We start from the raw sequence: 532 nt of genomic DNA on the forward strand, positions 1-532 counted from the left end.
ACACCGTCGTCATCACCCAGAACGCCGACGACCTGCACGAGCGGGCCGGGTCCCGGGAGCCGGTGCACCTGCACGGCAGCCTGTTCGCCCCGCGGTGCATCGGGGCGGCGCCGCACCCGGCCTCCGTCGGGGAGCCGGCGGACGATGACGCCAACGACAGGGGGCCGACCGGGTCACGCGCACTGGGCCGTCCGGGCGGCGGTGCCCCCGTTTCCGTGTGAGGGCGCCGCGCACCGCTCACTTGCGGCTGACGCGCACCGTGTACGTGCCTTCGAGGTCGGCCCCGGCGACCGTGACCCGGACGCCGTCCTCGCCGGCGTCGAAGCTCTCGCCCGGGCGGAACGGGGCGTCGGAGAGTTCCGCGTGGACGTTGGGGCGCCGGGTGCAGCCGCCGCTGTCGCGGGTGGCGTCGACCACCTCGACGGGGCCGAGCCCGGTGTCGACCTCGGCGTCCACCCGGTAGACCAGCACCCCCGGCCGGCAGACCGCCTCGTCGTTGCCGTCCTGGGTGCGCACCTCCAGGGCGTAACCG

General features: G+C 75.9%; 1 protein-coding gene and 1 pseudogene. One reads left to right on the forward strand and one right to left on the reverse strand.

Features of this window, described 5'->3' with window-relative positions; translation table 11 throughout:
* A partial coding sequence (locus ABFY07_RS42920; RefSeq protein WP_346179641.1) for a Sir2 family NAD-dependent protein deacetylase occupies positions 1-221 on the forward strand: 221 nt, incomplete at its 5' end.
* A 16-nt stretch (positions 222-237) separates the two neighbouring features.
* On the opposite strand, the pseudogene ABFY07_RS42925 reads toward ABFY07_RS42920, so the two are convergent.
* Positions 238-532 (reverse strand): annotated as a pseudogene (locus tag ABFY07_RS42925) (M6 family metalloprotease domain-containing protein); the annotation flags it as partial.

It is taken from the genome of Streptomyces sparsogenes subsp. cuspidosporus (genome assembly GCF_039532705.1).
Classification (GTDB): Bacteria; Actinomycetota; Actinomycetes; order Streptomycetales; family Streptomycetaceae; genus Streptomyces; species Streptomyces sparsogenes.